The sequence below is a fragment of the Streptomyces cadmiisoli genome (assembly GCF_003261055.1).
Lineage (GTDB): Bacteria > Actinomycetota > Actinomycetes > Streptomycetales > Streptomycetaceae > Streptomyces > Streptomyces cadmiisoli.
Map to the genome: position 1 here is coordinate 6009913 of NZ_CP030073.1, position 22477 is coordinate 6032389.

20 protein-coding genes are annotated in these 22477 nt (G+C 74.7%); 6 read left to right on the plus strand and 14 right to left on the minus strand.

Annotation, left to right across the window (positions count from 1 at the left end; translation table 11 throughout):
- Positions 1–26 precede the first annotated feature (26 nt).
- Positions 27–1439, minus strand: coding sequence for an SLC13 family permease (locus DN051_RS26235; protein ID WP_112439613.1), 1413 nt, complete (start codon positions 1437–1439; stop codon positions 27–29).
- 217 nt (positions 1440–1656) lie between these two features.
- Between DN051_RS26235 and DN051_RS26240 the strand changes: the two genes are divergently transcribed.
- Positions 1657–2370, plus strand: coding sequence for a FadR/GntR family transcriptional regulator (locus DN051_RS26240; protein ID WP_053758286.1), 714 nt, complete (start codon positions 1657–1659; stop codon positions 2368–2370).
- 46 nt (positions 2371–2416) lie between these two features.
- Here DN051_RS26240 and DN051_RS26245 read toward each other — a convergent pair whose 3' ends face one another.
- Positions 2417–3502, minus strand: a complete 1086-nt coding sequence (locus DN051_RS26245; RefSeq protein WP_112442451.1) for a MerR family transcriptional regulator — start codon at positions 3500–3502, stop codon at positions 2417–2419.
- Positions 3503–3641: 139 nt separating this feature from the next.
- Here DN051_RS26245 and DN051_RS26250 point away from each other — a divergent pair, with 139 nt between their 5' ends.
- On the plus strand, positions 3642–4505 hold the full coding sequence (locus DN051_RS26250; RefSeq protein ID WP_112439614.1) for an ATP-grasp domain-containing protein: 864 nt from the start codon (positions 3642–3644) through the stop codon (positions 4503–4505).
- Between the two features lie 45 nt (positions 4506–4550).
- Here DN051_RS26250 and DN051_RS26255 read toward each other — a convergent pair whose 3' ends face one another.
- Genes DN051_RS26255 through DN051_RS26295 form a run of 9 tightly spaced genes read right to left on the minus strand, consistent with a single transcriptional unit; the run spans position 4551 to position 15382 of the window.
- The gene (locus tag DN051_RS26255) at positions 4551–5186 is read right to left on the minus strand and encodes a hypothetical protein (protein WP_246040663.1); all 636 of its coding nucleotides are present in this window, start codon (positions 5184–5186) and stop codon (positions 4551–4553) included.
- Positions 5187–5215: 29 nt separating this feature from the next.
- Positions 5216–6025 (minus strand): FkbM family methyltransferase, encoded by an 810-nt coding sequence (locus tag DN051_RS26260; protein WP_053758289.1) that lies wholly within the window; start codon positions 6023–6025, stop codon positions 5216–5218.
- Positions 6022–6249, minus strand: coding sequence for a Trm112 family protein (locus DN051_RS26265; RefSeq protein ID WP_053758290.1), 228 nt, complete (start codon positions 6247–6249; stop codon positions 6022–6024). The genes DN051_RS26260 and DN051_RS26265 overlap by 4 nt, the downstream gene beginning before the upstream one ends.
- Complete coding sequence (locus tag DN051_RS26270) at positions 6246–7154, minus strand: hypothetical protein (protein ID WP_053758291.1); 909 nt, start codon at positions 7152–7154, stop codon at positions 6246–6248. The genes DN051_RS26265 and DN051_RS26270 overlap by 4 nt, the downstream gene beginning before the upstream one ends.
- Positions 7155–7169: 15 nt before the next feature.
- The gene (locus DN051_RS26275; RefSeq protein ID WP_053758292.1) at positions 7170–7895 is read right to left on the minus strand and encodes a class I SAM-dependent methyltransferase; all 726 of its coding nucleotides are present in this window, start codon (positions 7893–7895) and stop codon (positions 7170–7172) included.
- A complete protein-coding gene (locus DN051_RS26280; RefSeq protein ID WP_053758293.1) occupies positions 7892–9190 on the minus strand; it encodes a condensation protein in 1299 nt (432 codons plus the stop codon). Before DN051_RS26280 ends, DN051_RS26275 begins: the two co-directional genes overlap by 4 nt.
- A complete protein-coding gene (locus tag DN051_RS26285; protein WP_112439616.1) occupies positions 9187–13461 on the minus strand; it encodes a DUF3367 domain-containing protein in 4275 nt (1424 codons plus the stop codon). Before DN051_RS26285 ends, DN051_RS26280 begins: the two co-directional genes overlap by 4 nt.
- Positions 13458–14234: a class I SAM-dependent methyltransferase gene (locus DN051_RS26290; RefSeq protein WP_053758295.1), complete on the minus strand. Its 777-nt coding sequence runs from the start codon at positions 14232–14234 to the stop codon at positions 13458–13460. Before DN051_RS26290 ends, DN051_RS26285 begins: the two co-directional genes overlap by 4 nt.
- On the minus strand, positions 14231–15382 hold the full coding sequence (locus DN051_RS26295) for a glycosyltransferase family 4 protein (RefSeq protein ID WP_112439617.1): 1152 nt from the start codon (positions 15380–15382) through the stop codon (positions 14231–14233). The genes DN051_RS26290 and DN051_RS26295 overlap by 4 nt, the downstream gene beginning before the upstream one ends.
- Positions 15383–15702: 320 nt before the next feature.
- Between DN051_RS26295 and DN051_RS45895 the strand changes: the two genes are divergently transcribed.
- The 4 genes from DN051_RS45895 (at position 15703) to DN051_RS26310 (ending at position 19115) form a co-directional block, all read left to right on the plus strand.
- Positions 15703–15855 (plus strand): hypothetical protein, encoded by a 153-nt coding sequence (locus tag DN051_RS45895; RefSeq protein WP_199314677.1) that lies wholly within the window; start codon positions 15703–15705, stop codon positions 15853–15855.
- A gap of 2 nt (positions 15856–15857) precedes the next feature.
- The gene (locus tag DN051_RS26300; RefSeq protein ID WP_053758297.1) at positions 15858–17102 is read left to right on the plus strand and encodes a PucR family transcriptional regulator; all 1245 of its coding nucleotides are present in this window, start codon (positions 15858–15860) and stop codon (positions 17100–17102) included.
- A 400-nt stretch (positions 17103–17502) separates the two neighbouring features.
- On the plus strand, positions 17503–18276 hold the full coding sequence (locus DN051_RS26305) for an IclR family transcriptional regulator (RefSeq protein ID WP_053758298.1): 774 nt from the start codon (positions 17503–17505) through the stop codon (positions 18274–18276).
- Positions 18273–19115, plus strand: coding sequence for an SMP-30/gluconolactonase/LRE family protein (locus DN051_RS26310; RefSeq protein WP_053758299.1), 843 nt, complete (start codon positions 18273–18275; stop codon positions 19113–19115). The genes DN051_RS26305 and DN051_RS26310 overlap by 4 nt, the downstream gene beginning before the upstream one ends.
- A gap of 97 nt (positions 19116–19212) precedes the next feature.
- Here DN051_RS26310 and DN051_RS26315 read toward each other — a convergent pair whose 3' ends face one another.
- The 3 genes from DN051_RS26315 to DN051_RS26325 are packed head-to-tail and all read right to left on the minus strand — an operon-like array spanning position 19213 to position 22401.
- A complete protein-coding gene (locus tag DN051_RS26315) occupies positions 19213–20607 on the minus strand; it encodes an FAD-dependent oxidoreductase (protein WP_079000720.1) in 1395 nt (464 codons plus the stop codon).
- A complete protein-coding gene (locus DN051_RS26320) occupies positions 20600–21829 on the minus strand; it encodes an MAB_1171c family putative transporter (protein WP_053758300.1) in 1230 nt (409 codons plus the stop codon). Before DN051_RS26320 ends, DN051_RS26315 begins: the two co-directional genes overlap by 8 nt.
- The gene (locus DN051_RS26325) at positions 21826–22401 is read right to left on the minus strand and encodes a toxin-antitoxin system, toxin component family protein (protein WP_199314679.1); all 576 of its coding nucleotides are present in this window, start codon (positions 22399–22401) and stop codon (positions 21826–21828) included. Before DN051_RS26325 ends, DN051_RS26320 begins: the two co-directional genes overlap by 4 nt.
- Positions 22402–22477 lie beyond the last annotated feature (76 nt).

Genomic DNA, 22477 nt, shown 5'->3' on the forward strand with positions numbered 1-22477 from the left:
ACCTGTTGCCGTGCCGTGCGGGAGGACTACCCGAGGCCGGGCACGACCAGCACCAGCCACACCACCGCGGGCACCGCCGCCACCACGATCCCTCCGTACATCATCAGCTGCCGGAAGAAACGTTCGCGGTCGACGTCCGGTGCCGCGGCCAGCACCAGCGCGCCGTTCGTCGAGAAGGGGCTGACGTCGACCACCGTCGCCGACACGGCCAGCGCCGCGACCATGCCGACCGCCCCGATCTCGCCCTGCGCGAGGAACGGCACGGCCAGCGGGATGAGCGCGCCCATGATGCCGACGGACGAGGCGAACGCCGAGACGATCGCGCCGATGTAGCACAGCAGCAGCGCGGCCAGCAGCGGGACACCGATGCCGCCGACGCCCTCGCCGGCCCAGGTGATGGTGCCCATCTCGTCCAGCACGCCGACGTACGTCAGGACGCCGCAGATCAGCAGGACCGTCGGCCAGGCGATACGGCCGACGGCCGGCCGGCTGTCCTCGGGCCACACGGTGCTCAGCACCACGGCCAGGGTGATCGCGGTCAGGCCCGCGTCCAGGTCCAGGGCGAGGACCGCGACGACCAGGGCGACCAGGGCGACCAGGGTGGCGATCCGGGCGGGGGTGAGGCGGGCCCCGGTCTCGTCGGTCTCCTCGCGGGTGTCGACGGCGGTGACGGTGGTGCCGGTGCCGGTGCCGGTGCCGGGTTCGGGTCCGGGTTCGGGTCCGGTGCCGGAGGCCGACGGGGGCCGCTTGCCGGAGGCGCCGTCCGCGGGCCGGCTCGTCCCGTGCGGGGCCGCTCCGGCCGGGCCCGCCGGGTCCGGTGCCACCGACCCCTGCCGCCACAGCCCGAGCCCGCCGAACAGCACGAACACCACGGCCGCGATCACGAGGTTGGCGACCAGCGAGGCCAGGAAGAGGACGATCTCGTCGCCCGGGAGCTTCTCCCGCTCCACGATGCCGTTGACGATCGAGCCGTAGATGCTGATCGGCGAGAAACCGCCGGCCTGCGCGCCGTGCACCACCATGGCGCCCATCAGCAGCGGGCTGATCCCGTACCGGACGGCGAAGCTGAGGGCGATCGGCGCGACGATCGCGACGGCGGCCGGACTGACCGCGCCGATCGCCGTGAGCGCCCCGGTCAGGGCGAACATCACCCAGGGGATCAGCGCGACGCGGCCCCGCACCAGCCGGATCGCGGCGTGCACCAGCCAGTCGGTGGTGCCGTTGGCGTGGGCGATGGCGAAGAGGTACGTGACCCCGACCAGGACGACGAACAGGTCGCCGGGGAAACCGGCGAAGATGCCGTCCGCGTCGAGGTCGGCGACCAGCGTGCCGACCCCGAAGGCGGCGGCGAAGGCGAGCGCGCCCATGTTGATCGAGCGGGTGGTCGCGATGACGAACACCACGGCCAGGACGAGGATCGAGATGAGTTCGGGGGACATACGGGGCTCCCGTCTTTGGGTCCCGGAACGATGGGGGGATGGACTGGGCGACGTGGGGAGATCCACCAAGTGGCCAATTGGCTGAACCAATCGACCCGGCTGGCAGGTCAGCGTGGGCGCACCGGCGGGGCACGTCAAGGGGTCGCGCATGAATTGGTTCAGCCACCCGGCCAATCGGCGTCCCCCGGTGTTACGCTCCGGGCGAGAGGGGGACCCAGTGACCGACGCCCTGCGCCCCATGACGAAGCAGCGCCTGTACGAGCAGGTTCTCGACCGGCTGCGCCAGTACGTCGACGAGGCCGGCCTGCGGGCCGGTGACCGTCTCCCGCCCGAACGCGACCTGGCCCAGCGGCTCGGTGTCAGCCGGGCCTCGGTGAAGCAGGCGATCGTGGTCCTGGAGGTCCAGGGCCTGGTGGAGGCGCGGCAGGGCGGCGGCACGTACCTCGTCCGGGACAGCCTCGAGGTCGAACCGGTCGAGAAACTGGTCGAGCGCCGCCGCCGGCTCCCCGACGTGCTGGAGGCCCGCGAGGCCCTGGAGACCAAACTCGCCGAACTGGCCGCCGAGCGGCGCACCGAGGCGGACCTGGCCGCGATGCGGTCGGCGCTCGACCACATGGCGGCGGAGGTCGAACGGGGCGGTCACGGCGTCGAGGGCGACCGCCTCTTCCACAGGGCGGTCACCGAGGCCGCGCACAGCAGCATCCTCGCGGAGTTCATGCGCTCCATCGCCGAGCAGATCGCCGAGAGCCGCACCGAGTCCCTGCGCCAGCCCGGCCGCCCCGGCCGGTCCCTCGCCCAGCACCGGGCCATCCTCGACGCCGTCGAGGCGCGGCAGCCGGGCCGCGCGGCCGCCGCCATGCGCCGCCATGTCCGCACCGTCGCGAAGGTGCGCCTCCTGGACTGGGACCCGGAGGGGGAGCGGGACCGGTAGCGGGCACGCCCCGCCCGGGAAGAGCGGGGCGCGGGCGCCGGACGGGTCAGGCCGCCGGCTGTGTCACGTCCGCGACCACGCAGCTGACGTTGTCCGGCCCGCCGGCCGCGTTCGCCGCGTCGACCAGGGCGCGGACCGCGTCCTCCGGGGCCGCGGTGGTGGTCAGGACGTGCCGTATCCGCGCCTCGGGGACCACGGCCGACAGACCGTCGGAGCACAGCAGACAGCGGTCGCCGGGACGCGCGTCGTGCAGGCGCAGATCGGCGGGTACGGGGGCGCCGCCGGTCAGGGACTTCAGCAGCAGGGCGCGCCGGGGGTGGGTGGCGGCCTCCTCCGGGGTGAGCCGGCCCTCGTCGATCATCGACTGGACGACGGTGTGGTCGTGGGTGATGCGGAACAGGCCCCCGTCGCGCAGCAGATACGCCCGTGAGTCGCCGATGTGCACGAGGGCCAGCCGGGAGCCGGTCCACAGCATCGCCGTCAGGGTGGTGCCGGCCTCGTCGGACCCGGCGGCGTCGCGCACCGCCGCCGTCGCGTCCCGCACGGTGTCCGCCAGCAGGTTGAGCACCTCGCCCGCCGGTGTCTCCGCGCCGTCCTCCAGCACCTTCAGCGCCTCCACGACCGCGGCGCTCGCCGGGCCGCCCGCCGGTCCGTAGCCGTCGGCGACCGCCAGCAGGCGGGCACCCGCGTACGCGGTGTCCTGATTGGCGGGGCGGACCAGACCGGGGTCGGTGAGAGCGGCGTAACGCAGGTCCAGGGTGGTCATGGCGGTGTCCCTTCTCGATGGGCTCGATGGCCCCGACGGTGTCGTCAGGTGGTCGACGAGGAACCGGGCGAGGTCCCGCCGCTCGGCGGTCTCCGCCTCGACCCGCTCCCAGTGGGCGCGGACCTCCCGGGCGGCGGCCGGGGGCGGCAGGGCGCACACCGCGCGGATACCGGCCAGCGGCATGCCCAGCCGGCGCAGCCACGCCACCAGCCGGGCCCGCTCCAACTGCTCGGGCGCGTAGTAGCGGTAGCCGGTGTGCGGATCGACGCGGGCCGGGCGCAGCAGGTCCAGCTCGTCGTAGAGCCGCAGCGCCTTCGGCGACAGCCGGGACGCCTTCGCGAACGCGCCGATCGTCAGCATGTCCATGTGCACCTCGCACTCCTCCGGTTCCGCCACCGATGCTGGAGCTTCACCGAAGGTGAAGGTCAAGCGCCTTTTTCCGACGCCGGGACGGTTGTTAGCCTGCCCAGCGGCCCATCGTCGCCCGACCTCGGAGGAAACCGCCGTGCCCCGCATCGCCCTCGTCACCTGCCGGCCCGGTCCCGAGGTCGCCGCGGACCTTGATCTGCCCGTGCTGGCCGGGGCGTTGACCCGCGCCGGGGCCGACACGGCCGTCGTCGAGTGGGACGACCCGGCGGTCGACTGGGCCGGGTTCGACCTCGCCGTGATCCGCTCCACCTGGGACTACAGCTGGCGGGCCACCGAATTCCTCGCCTGGGCGCGGAAGTGCGGCGGGGTCACGCGGCTGGCGAATCCGGCGCACGTGGTGCGGTGGAACGCCGACAAGCGCTACCTCGGCGATCTCGCGGCGGCCGGTGTCCCGACCGTCCCCACCCGCTACCTCGCCCCCGGCGAGCCGGTCGGCCTGCCCGACGACCACGACTACGTCGTCAAGCCGACCTCCGGCGCGGGCGCCCGCTTCGCCGCCCGCTACTCCCCGCACGAGCACGCCACCGCCGTACGGCAGCTGGCGCGCATGCACGCCGAGGGGTTCACCGCGATGGTGCAGCCCTATGTCGAGGGCATCGACGTCACCGGCGAACGGGCGTTGCAGTTCTTCGGCGGGCGGCTGCTGCACGCCAGCCGCAAGGGCGCCGTGCTGGCGCCGGGCACCGCGTACGACGCGCGGAAGGTCGCCCATCCCGGGCTCGAGGTGTGGCGGCCGACGGACGCCGAACTGGCCGTGGCCGAGCGCGCGCTGAGCACGGTGCCGGGGGCGCCGGAGCTGCTGTACGCGCGGGTGGACCTGGTGGACGGACCCGACGGGGAGCCGCGGGTGATGGAACTGGAGCTGGTCGAGCCGAACCTGTTCCTGTCGCTGCACCCCGGATCGGTCGGGCCGGTGGTGGAAGCGATCCTGTCCCACTAGGCGTCCCGGCGGGCCGGTCCGTCCCCCCGCGCGGCCGGTCCGTTTCTACCGGGGGCGGTCCGGTGGGGCCTCGTCGGCGACCGCCGTGCGCTGCAGCAGTCCCCAGGTGAACTCGGCGGCCACCCGGTGGCGCACGCCCCGGGTGTCCGGCGCCGTGAACGCCAGGCCCCACCGGGTCGGCGCCGAGCCCTCCAGCGGGCGGGCCGGCGCGAAGGCGCGGGCGGCCTCGTCCACCGTGCAGGACCAGGGGGTGAGGTCCTCCAGGGTGTGCAGCTCGGGGCCCGGCACGCCCGGCGCGCGCACCAGCCACTCGTTCCAGACGGCGCCGTTCGGGGCGAGGAGGACCTCGAAGCGCAGGTCGGGCCAGAGCGGCAGCCGCCACTGCCGGGCCTCGCAGTCCAGGTCGCCGACGCGGCGGGCGGCCGTCGACTCCGGTGGCCCGAGGACCGAGCGCAGCCGGTCCGCGGCGCCGCGCGACCGCGGGGAGCGGACCATGGCCTGCCACCGCTTGTTCGCCTCCCGCATCCGCGCGAGCGGGACCCCCAGTTCGCGGCGGGCGTCCTCCACCAGGCCGGGGTTGTGGTCGGCCATGCGGCGCAGCAGGACCAGCTGGAAGTCGAGCGGGGTGAACCTGCCGCCGGACGGCTCCTCGCCGGCGGGTGGCATTCCTGAGGACGGCATGCGCTCCATCGTCGCCCACCGGGCGCGGCTCAGCCCCTCGACACCGGCACACCGTCGCGGTCGCGCGCGCCGCCGGGGCGCCGGCCGTCCGGCAGGAAGAGGACGGAGTTGACGTAGCGGGGACGGTCGCGCAGCGGGAGCACCCGGCGCAGCAGGCCGTGCGAGGCGACGTGCGAGGTGGCCGCCTGGTGGGCCTCCAGCGGGAAGTCGCCGAGCGGGACCCAGGCCGAGCCGGGCAGCACCCAGCCCGTGTAGCCGAGGAGCGACAGATACGTCACGGCCGGGGCGATCGGCTGGATCCGGGTCTCCAGTTCCACCAGCAGGGCCGGCCGGTCGCGGGCCAGCAGTCCGGTCGCGCCGCGCAGCACGGCCAGTTCGCTGCCGTCGACGTCGACCTTGACGAAGCCGACGTCCGTGAGGCCGAGGTCGTCCAGGGCCACGCAGGGGACCTCCACCGAGCGGGCGTGGATGTCCCGCCGCAGCAGGGAGGAGACGCCCCGCTCGCCGGTGTCCCCCGGGGGCAGCCACAGGCGGGCCGTGCCGGGGCGGTCCGAGGCGGCGGCCCGGACCACCCGGACGTTCGCCGGGGCCGTGGCGGAGAGCAGCCGCGCCAGGTGCGGGACCGGTTCGACGGTCACCACCCGCCGGGAGCGGGCGCTCAGCCTGCGGGTCCACGGGCCGTACCAGCCGCCGACGTCGACGGCGGTGCCGCAGCCGGGCGGGCAGAAGTCGGCGAGCCGGGCCAGCTCCGGTTCGAAGCGGGGGTACACCGCGCGGGCGGCCGCGGCCACCAGCCGGGCGGGCAGGAAGCGGGCGACCCGGGCGGCGAGCGTGGTCACGGCACCATCCGTTTGAGCAGTTCCTCGTGCTCGTCCTCGGAGACCTGCTCCCCGGACGACGGCAGCAGTTGCGGGATGCCGTCCACGATCGGGTAGCGGCGGCGCAGCCGCGGGTTGTACAGGATCTCCGCCGACGCCACGGACTCGTCCGGCGGCAGCAGATGCAGCGGGCCCTTGTCGAGCGGGCACGCCAGGATCCTCAGCAGCGGGTCGTCGGGGGTCATGGGGGTGTCAACTCCTTCGCGGGTGCGGGTTGTCGGGGTGCCGAGTCGTGCTTCGGCATGGTCAGCAGCACGCCGACCGCCAGCGCGGTGCCGGCCAGCCGCAGCGCCATCCGCAGCGGGTGGTCGGGCAGGGCCTCGCCGAACGACAGCGTGCCGAGCACCGCCGTGTACAGGCAGGTGACCGTCGTGCACACCGGCACGATCAGCGAGGCCCGGCAGCGTTGCAGCGCCGCCTGCGACATCACCAGACCGAACGCGCCGGTGAACAGCAGGAGGTACGGGTACGGCGAGCGCAGGACGTCCAGGAGGGCGCCGCCCGCGCTGGCGGCCGACGTCCAGTAGCCGGAGACGCCCTTGATCGCCAGCGAACTGACGCCGTAGAGCAGGCCCACCGCCACCCCGTACTCGACACCGGTGGTCGGCAGCCGGTGGCGGCGCAGGGCGCGGCGCTCCGCGGCGCGGTACAGCCACACGCCGGACGCCAGCGACGGCACGCACAGCAGCAGCACCAGCGGGTAGGGGGCGGCCCGGCCGACGGTCTCGGTGCCCTCGTCCAGGGACAGCACGACCATCAGCAGGGCGGCGAGGATCGCGGCCAGCGCGTACCGCTCGCGCCCGCTGGTCTCCTCGCCCAGCAGCCGGGCGGAGAGCAGCACCAGCAGCACCAGGCCGGAGACGAAGATGCCCTGCGCGGCGGCGATCGGCAGGGTGCGGTAGACGACGAGCTGGGCGGCGAACCCGGCCGCGAGGGCGAGTGAGCCGCCGATCCACAGCGGGCTGCCGAGCACCAGGCGCAGCAGCCGGCCCGGACGGCGGACCGTGACCTCCGGCAGGGCGGCCAGCGCCCGCTTCTCCAGGACGAACCCGCTGCTGTACAGCACGTTCGCGAGCAGGGCCGCGGCCACTCCCCACCACACGGCCTACGACCTTCGCGCGTGCAGCAGCAGGATGGACGCGAGCGGTGGTCTGGCACACGCCAGCCGGTCCAGCGGCCGCAGCGCACGCGGCACCCCGTGGAACGGCGCCCCCGCCAGCCGCACCACCTCGAAGCCGGCCGCGGCGACGAACGCCCGCAGCGCGCGGGCGGTGTACAGCCGCAGGTGCCCGACGACCTCCCGGCCGGGGCGTCCGTGGATCGCGCGCAGGCTCACCTCGGAGAAGACCGGCTGCACCCCGGCCAGCAGCAGGGCGCGGTTGTACCAGGCGGCCAGGTTCGGGGTGGACAGCATCAGATGGCCTCCCGGGCGCAGCACGCGGCGGATCTCGTCCAGGGCGGCGTCCGGGTCGACGAGGTGCTCGACGACCTCGCTGAACAGGACGGCGTCGGCCGACTCCGAACGCAACGGCAGGCCGCCGCCGGTGAGTTCGCCGCGGACCGCGTACGGCAGCCGGGTGCGGGCACGGGTCAGGGCGTCCTGCGACCAGTCGACGCCGATGATGCGGTGCCCGGACAGCAGCGGGGCGGCGGTGGCGGCCGCCGTGCCGTCGCCGCAGCCGATGTCGACGACGGTGCGGGCGGTGCCGGTGCCGAGGGCCGCGGCCAGCATGCGGGCCTGCCGCAGGCTGCGGGGGGTGCCGGAGGCGACGGGGACGGCCGGGTCCTCGTAGAAGTCCCGCAGGTCGCCGGGGGACGTGGTGGTGGTCATCGGGTGACCTCCGTGGTGTGCAGATGGTGCTCGAACAGGTCCCGCAGGTGGGCGCCGTCGCCGTGGCCGAGCAGGGTGCGCGACCAGCGCAGCGCCAGGTGCAGCCGGCCCGCCGTGGAGGCGGTGGTGAGCGTGAGGCCGCGCGGCATACGGGCCGGGGCGGAGAACCACACCGCCGTGGCGCGGCCGGCCTCCGCGCCGAAGTCCAGGGGGTACGGGATACGGCCGATGTTGCTCAGCAGCGTGGTCGACGTCCACGGCGCCGCCGCCCGGCGCAGCCCGCGGGTGACCGCGGCCCGCCACGGGACCGGCACCACCGGCGCCGTGAGCAGGGCCGCGCCGTGGCCGAGCTGGGGGCGGGTGAGGGACTTCAGGGCGCGGGTGCGCAGCGCGGTGCGGCCCAGCAGCGCCGGCATGTCGTCCGTGGTCAACTCGTGCGGGGAGAACGGGACCTCGACCAGCCGGGTGCCGTTGCCGATGGGCATGGTCGCGTCGCGCGGACGGTCGTCCACCGGCATGGTGACGCGCAGCGGGCGCGGCCGGACGCCGTGCTCCCGGTTCCAGTGGGCGATCGTCAGGGCGGTGGCGACCATCAGCTGGTCGTTGACCGTGTACGGGGCGCCCTCGGGCCGCCGCGGGAGGGACAGCTCCGTGACGATCAGTCCGTTGCCGGGGGAGGGCTCGGGCCTGCCCGGGGCGACCCGCGCGGGCGGCCGCCAGTTGGACGGTGTGTCCGCGGGGTCGGGCGCGGACGCGGACGGAGCGCGTACGGGGGGTGCGGCCGGGGAGTTGTCCCGGCCGCCGTACAGCTCCGCCGCGGTGGCGAGGACCCGCAGGCACGCCGGGCCGTCCAGGGCGGTGTGGTTGATGGTGAGGAACAGGACGCTGCCGGTGCGCGCCGGCACCGCCTCCAGCCGGATCGGCGGGGACGCGGACAGCGGCGGTGCCTGGGTCAGCGACCTGGTCCGGGCGTCGCGCAGCGCGTTGCGGCCCGGCGGCGGGAAGCTCACGGCCTCCACGTCCGGCTCCGCGGTCAGTTCCCACTCGTAGCGCCGCCGGTACCACCGCCCCGGAGCCTCCCGCATCAGGATCCGGGGGTGGCGCAGGAGCGCCCGGTGGAAGGCCCGGCGCAGCCGGTCGGGGTCGAGGCTGCCGGGGAGGTGGACCTCGATGTGGACCGTCTCCGGTTCCTCGTCCTGGAGGCAGTGCCGGGCCACCTCGTCCACGACCGGGAACGGGATGCGCACCGGCGGCCCGTCCGGCGCCGGACGGGCCGGCTGGTCGATCGCGGTCACGGCCGGTCCGCCTCCCCCTTGTCGAGCGACGGTCCGCCGGGGCCGCGCGCGGAGACGGTCGGGCCCGCGGCGGGCCGCGGCGGCGGCCCGCTCTCACCGCGCCGCCGGCGCGGCAGCGGTCGCGTGGGTGCCTCCGGGTCCGGCTCCGCCGCAGGGTCCGGGGCCCGGCGCCCGCGGGTGCTCACCAGCGCGGCGAACAGCCCGATCAGCGCCAGCAGCTGGGCCACCGGCCCGAACGCCCCCGCGCCGTCCGCCACCGGCCGGCCGGCGCCCGCCGCCGCGGCGACACCCGCGCCGGCGAGCGCCACGAACGCGATCGGGACGAGCAGGGCGTGCCGCCGGTGGGCCAGCACCGCGAGCGCCGGCACCAGCAGCGCGAACCAGCCCGCGATCACGACTCCGACGACCGTCAGCGCCACCGTGCCGAGCCACGGACCGGGCGGGGCGGGCACCGGCTGCGGCGCGTCGGGGTTGGGGGCGCGCCGCCGCCACAGGACCAGGGCCACCAGTCCCGCCACGCCGACGCCGCTGCCGATCAGACCCGCGTCGTACGTGGTCGACGGCTCGTAGGCCAGCCGGACCGTGCCGCTCACCCCGGCCGGGATCCGCCAGCCCTGCTGCCAGCCGTCCAGCCGGACCGAGGTCAGCTCCCGGCCGTTCAGCGTGGCCCGCCAGCCGTCGTTGAAGTTCTGGTAGGTCGTCAGGTACGACGCGGCGCCCGGACCGACCGCGACCTCGCGGCGGTCACCGAGCCAGTCCCGGATCTCCAGGTCACGGTCGGCGGCGAGCGGCTCGGTCACCGTGCCCCGGGTGAGGGTGACGCCGGTGACGACCAGGGGGCCCGCGTCGCCCGCCTCGACGCGGTGCGCGCCCCGGGCCAGCTCCAGACCGTCCGCCTCCGGACCGTCCGCCGGGCACAGCGACACCTTCACCGGCCGGCGTTCCACCAGGTCCCGCACCGTCCCGCGCACACCGGTCCGGTACAGCTCCCCGTCCACCGCCAGCACCGGCCCCTGCCCGCACGGCAGCGAGAAGGTCCGGTCGGGGTCCGGCTGCGGGGTGCGGTAGGCGTCGAGGGCCGGCAGATAGGCCTCGGTGAGGCCGACCGGGAGGTTCAGGTCCTCGTCGACGACCGGGTTGTGCAGGGTGAGCGGGGCGGTCTCGGTGACCGTGATGTCGAGGCGGTCGGTGGTGATCGGCGGGAAGCGGACCCAGCCGTTGTCGTCGACGCCCGCGAGCGTCGCGCCGTCGGGGGAGCTGATCCGCACCTCGGTGGGCCGGGCGGACAGGCCGCCGGCCGCGGCCAGCACCAGTTCGCCCACCGGCTGCTTGCCCTCCCAGCGCAGATGGACCGTCGGGCGGGCGCCGGCGACCCACGCGGTGGTCAGATCGCCGTCGGTGAGGTTGCGCGCGGACAGGCCCGCGCCGAGCCGGGCCGTGGAGTCGGCGGTCGCGGTGATGCGGTCCCGCTGGTCGGGCGCGATCTCGTAGAGCAGCCGGTCGAGTTCCTCGCCGGGGACCGCGACCGCGCTCGCCGCCACCTCGTAACGGCCCGCCGTGTCCGTGGTGAAGCGGCGGTGCAGGCCCGCCTCGGTGCCGGTCGGGGAGAGCCCGGTGGGGTCGGCGGCGCGGTGCAGCGAGATGAGTTCGTTCGCCGCGGGTTCGGCGTCCGCCGGCAGCCGCAGCAGCCGTGTCACCTGCACGTCCGGCAGGGTGATCTCGCTGAAGCCGGCACCGAGCAGACCGGAGCGGCGCTCCACCGAGTCGACGATGGTCAGCCGCATCCAGCCGGTCTCGCCGGCGGGTGCCTTGACGCGCTGCGTCATGCCGTTCGGTTGGAGGAAGCTGGTGACGGAGCCCCGTTCGGTCTCCACCCGCACCCGGGTCGGCGCCGACCGGACGCTCTCCTGCGGCAGCGGCGTGACCCGGAACGACGACGGCATGTCGTAGTCGCCGGTGAAGGCGATGCGCAGCCACTGCCCGTCGGGCGAGTCGGCCGAGCCCTCCGTCCACGCGGTGTCCGGATTGCCGTCGAAGGCGCCCACCGGGTCGAACTGCGGCAGATGGAAGAACCAGCTGCCGTAGGAGGACGCGGTCACCGAGCGGGCGCCGCGCAGTTCGGCCACGGTCTGGTGGCGGGTGCCGGTCACCGGCAGGATCTGGTGCGGCGGCTCGCCCGCGTCCTGGTGGGCGTCCGGGGCGTTGCGCTCGTCACGGGTGTACGTGTACGAGGTGTTGGCGTTGACCAGCCCGAACCGGGTGTCGGCGCGGCGCAGTCCGTCGCCGGTGACCTGGAGCTGCGGGGAGCCGAGCCCGGGGTGGTTGTCGCCGGCCAGGACGGTCGCCCGGCCGCGCAGCGCGGCGGCGACCGGCAGCAGCGACTCCGGGCCGCCGGAGACCACGGCCGTTTCGGCCACCGGGTACAGCGAGGCCTGGCCGGGCCGCGGCACGTCCTCGGTGAGCGGCCGGTAGATCTCCACCGCCCGCTGGCGCGGATACAGGCCCTCCACCTGGAGCGGGGCGTCGTCGGCGATCCGCCCGCCGGTCATGACCGGGCCGAGGCCGGTCACCCGCTCGTAGCCGGACTGCTCCAGGGTGCGCTTGACGGTCGTGGTCGGGACGGCCCCGATCTGGTCGGGGTCGAGGTCGTTGCGGACGACGACGTAGTGGATCCCGGCGCGGCTCAGGAAGTCCGCGAGGCCCGGGACCTCGGCGCCGGTCAGCAGCGCCTGTTCGACCGCGTCCATGGCGCGCCGGTTGCCGGGCGTGCCGAAGGGGACGTAGTCGCGCTGGGCCCAGCGGGAGTCGGCCAGCACGTCCAGCGGCTGGTCGATGGTGGAGCCCCAGGTGTGGATGCCGTGCGCGGTCGCCGGGACGACCAGGGCACGTGAGTCGGGGGAGTACTTCTCCAGCCAGTCCGCCGTGGCCTGCCAGTACTTGGGCAGCTCCCGGAACGAACCCGGGTTGAGGACGGACCCGTTGAGGTACGGCCACAGCAGGCCCGGCAGGACCAGCACGGCCGCGATCAGCGCGGCGAAGCGGCGGCCCGGCAGCGGGCGCGCGCCGCGCGGCTCGGCCGCCACGGCGACCAGATGGGCCAGGCCCAGCACCAGGGCGAGCGCCAGTCCCGTCTGGAACTTGTAGATGTTGCGGAACGGCGCCAGCCAGCCGTTCAGCCAGTCCTGCACGGTCTCGTGGAAGGGACCGCCGAACGTCCCGCCGTACCCGGCCAGCAGGATCAGCGCCGCCGTCAGCGCGGTCAGCACCAGCCACCGGCGCTCGGGCAGGTCCCGGCGGGCCAGTCCCGCGAGGCCCAGCGCGGCCGCGAACGCCGAGCAGACGATCACCGGTACCGAGGTGGCCACCGTCCAGCCCGCGGGCAGCCACGCCTCCCCGAAGTGCAGGTACGCCACCCAGTTGCCGGCGCCGCGCAGGGCCTCCGTCGCCGACATGGTGGCCGTCGTGGTCTGCGAACTCTCGATGTAGGGCAGGAAGTTCTCCCCGTACGCGCCGAGCAGCAGCAGCGGGATCCACCACCAGGCGGTCGCCACCAGCACGCCGGGCACCCACCAGGCGATCAGCTTGCGCTGCCGCGGCCCGGGCGGGCGGGACAGCAGGTACAGGCCCACCGGCAGCAGGGAGGCCAGCGTGGAGGCCGCGTTCACACCCCCCATGAACGGCACGATCAGCGCCGAGCGCAGGGCGGCGATCCGGGCGCTGCGGCGCTCGTCGGCCAGCGGCAGCAGTACCCACGGCAGGAACGCGCCGGGCAGCGCGGCGGCCGACGTCGAGCCGACGACGGTGGTGAACACCGGCCACAGGGAGTACGCGACCGCGGCCGTCAGCCGGGAGGCGCCGCTGCCGACGCCCAGCCGCTCGGCCAGCCGCAGGGCGCCCCAGAAGGCGACGGTCACCACCAGCGACAGCCACAGCCGCTGGGTCAGCCACACCGGCAGGCCGGCCGCGCCGCCGAGCCAGTGGAACGGCAGCATCGGCCACACGTAGCCGATGTACTGGTCCTGGATGCCGCCGAAGCCGGCCCGGTCGTGCCACAGCCCGCCCAGGTCGGAGAGGAACCGCCCCGGGTCGACGGTCACGCCCAGCTTGGTGTCGAAGGTCTGCCGGCCGGGCTGCACGGCCAGGAACAGCGTGAGGACCACGGCCCAGAACCCCAGCAGCCAGCGCCGCGACCGCGGGCCCTCCGGGGGGCCCGCGGTGGTCGCGGTGGTGGGGACGGCTGCCGGGGGAGGAGCCTGGACCGTGGTCGTCATGGGGAACACCGCCGGAGGATGAGGAGGAGGTTCCAGGTGGCCAGCTCACGGATGCCGGGGACCTTGACGACGGCCTCGGTGAGGAACGGCCAGTAGCGGGAACGCGCCGAGACGACCGTGACGTCGTCGCGGGCGCGCACCTGCCGCAGGGTGGGGCCGATGTGCACGGCGAAGAGGTTCTCGCCGAGGGTGTGCTTGGCTTCCTTGCCGGTACGGCGCCGGTAGCGGGCGCGGGCCCGCTCGGCGCCGAAGTAGTGCCAGGGCGCCCACTCGTGGCCGCCCCACGGGGACAGCCAGTTGGTGAACGACACATAGATCAGCCCGCCGGGCCGGGTGACCCGGGCCAGCTCGCTCAGGAACGTCTGCGGATCGGCCACGTGCTCCAGCACGTTGGAGGAGAACGTGACGTCCGCGACCCCGTCGTACAGCGGCAGCAGATAGCCGTCGGCGATCACCGTGCCGTCCGGCGGCTTCTCGCCCAGCTCCCGCACGTCCGGTTCGAAGAGGTGGGCCTGGGCGCCGCGGCGCCGGAACTCCTCGGTGAAATGGCCGCTGCCGCCGCCGACGTCGACCACGGTGCGGCCGGCCAGCGGGCCGTCGTAGGCCTCGACCTGGTCGGCGGCGTCCCGGGCGAGCAGCGCGTAGCACGCGTCGGGGTCGTCCTGCTCGTGCAGGAAGGCGCGGAAGAGGGTGAGGGAGCGGCGGAACGACGGGTCGCGCGGACCGCGGCCGGGCTCCGCGCGCCCCCGGCCGCCACCGGCAGCCGCGGTCATGGCTCCCAGCCCCTCACCGCCTCGGCGGCCACCGCCCGGAACTGCCGGACGGTGCGGTCCCAGCGGTAGCGGGCGGCCCGTTCCCGGGCGGCCTTGCCCATGAGTTCGCGGCGGTGCCCGGACAGGGCCAGGGTGCACCAGGCCGCCGCGAAGGAGGACTCCCCGACGGCGAGCACGCCGGTCTCGCCGTCGACCACGGAGTCCCGCAGGCCGGGCACGTCGAAGGCGATCGTCGGTGTCTCACGGGTGGCCGCCTCGGTCACGACCAGCCCCCAGCCCTCCACCGCCGAGGGGTGCAGCAGCAGCCAGGCCGCGCACAGCAGACGGTGCTTCTCGACGTCCGGGACATGACCGGTGAACTCCACGTCCGGGCCCGCGAGCCGTTCCAGCCGCTCCCGCTCCGGGCCGTCGCCGACGATCACCAGCCGGCCGCCGGTGACCGGTCTGACCCGCTCCCACAGCCGCAGCAGCAGATCGACGCGCTTGTACTCGACCAGCCGGCCCACCGCCACGAACAGCGGCTCGGGCGAGCGGTCGGCGCGGGGGCCGGGTTCCTCCACACCGTTGTGCACGACCCGGATGCGTTCGCGTGCCACGCCGATCGCGCGCAGGGCGTGGGCCGTGGACGGGGAGACGGCCACCAGCAGGCTGTGCTGCTGCGCCTCGGTCAGCGCCCAGTGCTCGATTCTCCGGCCGAGCCGGGCGGCCGGCGCGAGCGGCCCGCCGAAGCGCATCCTCCACAGGTCCGTGTGCACATGGTTGACCAGGCACAGGGTGGGGCCGTGATGCCACAGCGGCGCCAGGTACGGCATGCCGTTGCACACCTCCACCAGCAGGTCGCAGTCGCCGACCTGGCGGGCGAAGGCGGAGCGGGCGCGCAGATAGTGACCGTAGGCGCCGCCCGCCGAGACGACCCGGTAGTCGCGGTACGACGCGGGGCCGCCGCACAGCAGGGTGACCTGGTGGCCCAGTCCGGTCAGGCCCTCGGCCAGCCGGTCGACGAGCAGTTCGGAACCGCCCGCGGCCGGATTGCCGAGGTCGCGATGGGCAAGGAAAACGATTCGGCGCGGGGGTGGGGGGAGCACCGAAGAGTGCTGCTGCGGCCGGGGGAGAGCGGTGCGCAGCGGCGGCGGTACGTGCTGGGGCATGGGCGCTCCAACTCGTCTCGGGGTGCGGAACTCAGCGTGGGGGAGGGATCGTTCTCTGTGCTTGTCCTGAGCGGGGGCTGTGGACGGGTTGTGCTCGGGGTGGGGTGGACAGTTTTCGCCGAGCCGTTCGCCACGGCTACTCACCGGCGTGACAATTTCGGGCCTTGTTGTACCTGACGTCACGTCACAAAGTGAGCCCGGGCCGATACCGGCCCCTTGACGCCGCGTGACGGGCCTGTCGACACTGGGCGGGGACCGGCACGGGTGGGGCGCCGGGGTGGGACGACCTCCGGACTCTGGACGAGAGAGGCTGACCCCGCATGTCCAGACTGATCGCCGCCACCGTGACCGTCGTCGTGGCCGCCGCCCTCGCGGTGGTCACCGCGCTCGGCATCGTCGCGCTGCTCGAAGCGACGCCCGACCAGCCCAACACACCCCTGATCACATACGAGCAAGCGGGCCAGGGGAGCTGACCGTGGCGGCCCGCCCGGCAACGGTCACCACCCGCTCCGCCTGGCACGAGGTGCCCCGGCTCCAGGTGCGCCGGTTCGCGGCGATCGCCATGGCCGAGGCGCCCGCGCTCGCCGAGGAGATCCTGCGCGAGATCCGCCGCGAGTACCCGCACCTGCCCGTCGTCCTCGACGAGAACGGCGAGCCGATGGCGCTCGTCGGCATCCGCCGCGCGATAGAGGCCTTCGTACAGCACCTGGAGCAGGCCGACTACTCCTCCGGCCGCCCCACCGTGCCGCCCGGCGTCTTCCAGGACTTCGGCCGCGGCGAGGGCTACAACGGCCGCACCCTGGACTCCCTCCAGGCGATCTACCGGATGGGCGTCCGGCTGGCCTGGCGCCGCTTCGCCGACATCGGGCAGCGGGTGGAGATCCCGCCGCCGGCGATGTACGAACTCGTCGACGCCGGCTACGAGTACCTCGACGGCCTGGTCGACCAGTCCGTGCGCGGCTACGCCGAGGCCGCGGCCCGGCAGGCAGGGGAACGCCTGCGCCTGCAACGCCGCCTCATGGAGCTGCTGCTCGCCGAGCGGCACCGCAGCGACCCCGCCGACGCCCTCTCCGAACGGGCCGCCCGGATCGGCTGGGCGCTGCCCGAACGGGTCGCCGTCGGGGTGCTGCTGCGCCCGGCCCGCGAGGCGCTGGCACCCGCGGTCGGGCAGGGCGTGCTGCTGGACCTGGAGTACGAGCAGCCGCGCATGGTCGTGCCCGAGCCGGACGCCGCGGGCCGGCAGGAACTGCTGCAGCGGGCGCTCGGCGGCTGGTCCGGCGCGATCGGACCGCCCGTGCCGCTCGCCCACGCCGCCAAGTCGCTGCGCTGGGCCGAGGCCGCCGTGCACCTGATGGAGCGGCGTCTGCTGCCCGCCGGCGAGGTGCTGTTCTGCACCGAGCACACCGAGGCCCTCGTCCTGCTCCAGCCGGAGGAGCTGATCGACGACCTGGCCCTCAGATGCCTCGCCCCGCTCGCGCACTGCGGGCCCACCCACGGGCGGCGGCTCGCGGAGACGCTGCTGGCGTGGCTGGAGACCCGCGGCGGTGCGCCGGAGGTGGCCGCTCGGCTCGGTGTGCATCCGCAGACCGTCCGCTACCGGCTGCGGCAGATCCGGCAGCTGTGGGGGGACGAGATCGACGACCCCGACCGCCGGTTCGAGCTGGAACTGGTGCTGCGGGCCCGGCGCCTGCGCGGCGAGTTCGGCCGGGTCCGTACCTGAACGGACCCGGCCGGCGCGCCCCGGCCCCGCCGCGGGCGGGCCGAGCACGAGGCGTCGGGACGAGCGGAGTGCGGGCGTCCGCGTGCGTGGGGTGAGGGTAGCGTGCGGGCGCCAGCGCACGCGGCGTGAGCCCCCCGGCCGCGCGTCCGTGCGCGGAGTGGAGTGTGCCGGCCGCGCGTCCGCGCGCGGATTGGAGTGCGACGGGCGCGCGTCCGTGAGCGGAACGAGCGCGCCCGGTGCGTATCCGACCAGCGCAGGGCATTGCCCGGGCAAAGGCTCCATGAGTAGCCTGTGTTCGCCATTCCGATCGGCAGTTGAAATATCGAACGAGGCTGGGACGGACACAGCCTCGGACAGACGCCTCAGACGCAAGTCTCACACGCAAGGGAGGGGGCCGGCCGTGGGACGCCTCGTACCAGCCGTGACCCGGGCTCTCGACATCCTGGAGCTCTTTCTCGACGGAGACGGCACGCTCTCCGCCCCCGACATCGTGCGCAGGCTCCAGCTGCCGCGCACGACCGTGCACGAGCTGGTCACCACGCTCGCCGCCAGGTCGTACATCGTCCAGGTGCCGGGCCAGCCGGGGCGCTACCGCCTCGGCGTGCGCCCGTACCAGCTCGGCAGCCGCTACGCCGAGCAGCTCGACCTCGCCGCCGAGGGCCAGCAGGTCGCCCGGTCCGTCGCCGAGACCTGCGACGAGACCGTGCACGTGGCGATCCTGGAGGGCACCGACGTCATCTACATCGCCAAGGTGGACTCCACGCACGCGGTGCGGATGGTCTCCGCGGCCGGCCGCCGGCTGCCCGCGCACTGCACGTCCGTCGGCAAGATGCTGCTCGCCTCGCTGCCCGAGCCGGAGCTGGCCGCGCGCATCCCGGACGGTGCGGAGCTGGTCGCGATGACCCCGAACAGCGTGACCGACCCGGTGGCCCTGCGCGAGGCGCTGACCGGCATCCGCGAGCGGGGGATCGCGGTGGAGAGCCGCGAGTCCAATCCCGACGTGAGCTGTGTGGCCGCGCCGGTCCGGGACCGCACCGGCCGGGTGGTGGCCGCGCTGTCCATCTCGGTGCCCATGATCCGATGGAGCGACGAGCGCCGCGCCGAACTGGAGCAGCTCGCCGCGAAGGGCGCCGCCGAACTGTCCGAACGTCTCGGCCACCGGAGCGCGGCATGAAGTACGAAGTGGCGGTGCGCGCCGAGGCGACCCTCGGTGAGGGCCCGACGTGGGACCCGGTGGCGGCCAGGCTGATCTGGATCGACATATTGGGCTCCCGGCTGCACACCTACGACCCCGCGACCGGCCGCCGGACGGTCCGTACGACCCCTCAGCACATCGGCGCGGCCAAACCGCGCACCGGCTCCGGACTGGTCCTCAACCTCCGCGACGGAGTGGCACTGCTCGACCCGGACGGCTCCTTTTGCTGGCTGCACCACGACCCCGTGCCCGGCCGCCGCGCCAACGACGCCGCCGTCGCCCCCGACGGCTCGCTGTGGGCGGGGACGATGCACTACGACGAGACCCCGGGCGGCGGCACCCTGTCCCGCGTGTCCGCCGACGGCTCGGTGGTCCCGGTCCTGGACGACGTGACGGTCAGCAACGGCACGGGCTGGAGCCCCGACGGACGCCTGATGTACTACGTCGACTCACCGACCCGCCGCGTCGACGTCTTCGACCACCGGGACGGCCGGGTCACCAACCGGCGCACCCTCGCGCGGATCGAGGACGGCGCCGGCTACCCCGACGGTCTGACGGTCGACGCGGACGGCTGCGTGTGGGTGGCGCTGTGGGACGGGGCGGCCGTACGCCGCTACACGCCGGACGGCCGACTGGACCGGGTGATCGGCCTGCCCACGCCCAGGGGCACGGCCTGCGCGTTCGGCGGACCCGACCTGACGGACCTGTACGTCACCACCGCCCGGGTGGGCCTCACGGCGCCCGATCCGCTGGCGGGTTCCGTCCTGGTGGTGCCGGGGGCGGGCAAGGGGCTGGCACAGCCGGCGTTCGCCGGGTAGGGGATCGCCGAGGCCGTCGCGGCGCCGCACGCCGGCGCCGTGGCGGCCCTCCCGTGTGCCGTCGTCCAGGGGGCTGGCCTGTCGGCCGTCCGGCGGGCTACGACAACCCCGCCGCCTTGAGCTCCTCGGCCGTCAGCGGCACCTCGTTCAGCGGCGGGCGGAGCGGTCCCACCGCCGCCGCCAGCAGCATCCCCGGAGCCAGCAGCACCTCCGCCCCCCGCTCCAGGGACATGACGTCGGTCACCTTCCGGGCCACACGGCCGTTGCCGGTGGCGGTGTACAGGAGCCGGTTCACGTACGCCGCGGCGAGCCGCTCCCGCAGCGTCGGCCCCGTCCGGGTCGCCCCCGGACAGAACACGTCCTGCCCGATCGCGAGGTCCCAGGCCGCAGCCACCGGCCGGGCCATCGCCCGCTGGGCCCGCCGCGCCAGCCCGGGGGAGCCCCATCCGCGGCGCACCACGACGTCGCGCAGGGCCACGGCGCCCTGCGCGGCCACGGACATGCCGTGCCCGTACACGGGGTTGAACGCGGCGAGTGCGTCCCCCAGCACCACCAGGTTCTCCGGCCACGCCGGCATGCGCTCGTAGTAGTGCCGCCGGTTGACCGTCATCCGGGTGAACGCCACGTCGCCGAGCGGCTCGGCCCGCCCGATCAGGTCCGCGACGACCGGATGCCGCAGCTCCTCGCGCGCGTACCGCTCGAAGTCGGCCGTGTCGGAGGCCGGTTCGCCGCCCCGGGTGCCGTGCAGGGTGACGAGCCACTGCCCGTCCTCGACCGGCAGGAGCACACCCCCGCGTCCCGGCCGGCCGGTGCGCGGGTCCGCCTGCACGTTGACGACGGGGAAGCCGTCGCGGGCCTCCTCCGGCGCCCGGTAGAGCCGGCTCGCGTACACCAGCCCGGCGTCCACCTCCCGCCGCTCCGGCTCGGGCAGCCCGAACTCCGTCAGCCAGCGCGGCATCCGCGAGGCGCGTCCCGTCGCGTCCACGACCAGGCCGGCCGTCAGTGTGCTCTCGGTGCCGTCCGTCCGCCGGATCCGCACTCCGGTGACGGCGGTGTCCGTGCCGCACAGCGACAGCACCTCCGTCGCGTCGAGCAGTTCGATCCGCTCGTCGGCCAGCACCTGCGCCCGCACCGTCGCGTCCAGCAGGTCCCGGGTGCACAGCAGCATGAAGTGGGACTGCGCCCAGCGCCGGAACCAGCCCTGCGCCGACAGCATCACCATGTCGGTGGTGACGCGCTGCCGGTGCGCCCCGGCGCCGGTGAGCCGCTCGATGATCCCCGGCAGCAGGTCCTCCAGGGCCAGTGCCCCACCCGACCACAGCTGGTGCACATGGCGCGCCTGCGGCAGTCCCCGGCGCGCGTCCGGCCCGGTGGGCAGCGTGTCGCGCTCCACGACGACGACCCGGCCGACGGTGCCGGCCAGGGCGCGGGCCGCGAGCATGCCGGCGAGGGAACCGCCGAGGACGACAGCGGTGGCGGTGCGTTCACTCATGTACGGACACGCTCTCTACGGGTGCGGCGGCCCGGGCGCGGACCGCGTCGATGACGTCGGGGTGACGGAGGGCTCGGGACAGCGCCCCGATGTCCTGGAGCAGATCCGTGGGGTCGGGGTTCCCGCCGCCGTCTCCGTCCGGTGCCTGCCGGCCGGTGTCGACGGCGTCCCGGACGGCGACGGCCGCCGCCAGCGCCTTGGCCCGGCCGGGCGGGTGACCGAGACCGAGCGCCGCCTCGTAGGACCGGCTCCGCAGATCCTCGTCGAGATGCCGGGCCAGCGGGAGCAGCACGTCGCGGATGAACGTCTCGCGGCGGATCAGCCGCAGTTCGGGGTTGGCGCGCAGGATGCAGGGCGCGCCGGAGCCGTTGACCCGGCGCATCAGCACGTACAGCGGGCGGAGCCGGTGATGGGCGAGCCGGACCCGCCAGCGGCCGTGCAGGTACTGGCCGGCGTGCGGCAGGATGAAGCCGACCGCGATCAGGATCGCGGACAGACAGGCCACCGGCGGCGCCAGGTCGGTGCTCAGCCAGTCCAGGTCGTGGCCGGTCCAGCGGGCCGCCACGGCGGTGAGCTTGGACGCGTCGAAGATCAGGTTCAGTCCGTAGCCGACGCCGAGGAACTTCAGCCCCCAGCGCAGCCAGGCGTCCAGTCCGTCGGTGCGCACCCACTCCCAGATCAGCTTGGACGTGATCAGGACGGCCACGCAGTGCGCGAGCAGATAGAGGACTATCTCCTCGCGCATGAAGGGGGTGTTGGCGTAGTACGTGTCGAGGTCGCGCAGCCGCTCCTCGGGCACGTCGGCCAGGAAGAACAGCACCCACAGCGCGACGATGACGCCCGTGTAGGTGCCGACGACCCAGCGCATCGCCCGGCGGGCCTCGGCGGAGCGCTCGGACAGCCCGTTGCGCCAGGCGATGATCAGCAGCAGGCAGGACGCGCAGAACGCGGTGAGCAGGGAGTAGCACCAGGGCGCGGAGATGTTGGGCACTCCGGTGACGCGGTTGGTCCAGGCGATGGTGGACGGCGCCACGAAGACGAACACGGCGCAGGCGAGCAGCAGCAGGCCGCCGACCGCGCGCAGCAGCGGGTCCCGCCACAGCCGGACGATGGTGGGCAGCTTGATGGCCAGGGCGGCCGTCAGCACCACGGTCGGGATCCAGAAGGAGATGTACACCTTGTCGAGGAGCCCGGCAGGGTCCAGTGCGAGGACCCGGGTCACGGCGCCGCCCCGCCGCGTCCGCGGTAGCCCAGCGACCGCTGCACCGGCCCCAACTCCTCGCGGCCGCCCCCGCCCTGGGACAGCAGGGGCCGGAACTGCGCGGCCAGCCGGTGGCCGAACTCCTCGGCCTCGGACTCCTCCCGGCGCCGGGAGCCGTTGCGGGCGGCTGCGGCCAGCGCCGGGCCCTTCCAGCCGGGCCGCTCCGCGAGGGCGTGGGCCGCGGCCGAGCCGACGGCCTGCCGGTGACCGTGCCCGGCGTGCAGATGCCACAACTCGTGTCCGAGGATGACCAGTTGCTGCACGGCCTCGGCGCGTTCCTCGACGATGACGAGGTCGAAGTCCTGGAACTCCACCCACAGACCGGTCACTTCGATCTCGTCGGGGAAGCGTTCGAAGCGCAGCTCCACGGGGCGTCCGCCGCGGCGCGCGGCCATCGCCTCGCACAGTGCGCGGCACAGTTCGCGGGCGTCGGCGGGGGGACGCGGGCGGGCCCGCAGCGCGGTGCCGAGTTCGGCGGCGAGGGTGCGCATGCGCGGGCCGCGCCGCCGTCGTCGTAGCGCCGCGAAGTCCATGGCACCCCCTCTCGCCGCCGTACGGCGGGCTGTTCGAGACTACGCGGACGGAACTGCCCGCGTCATGCGATCCCGC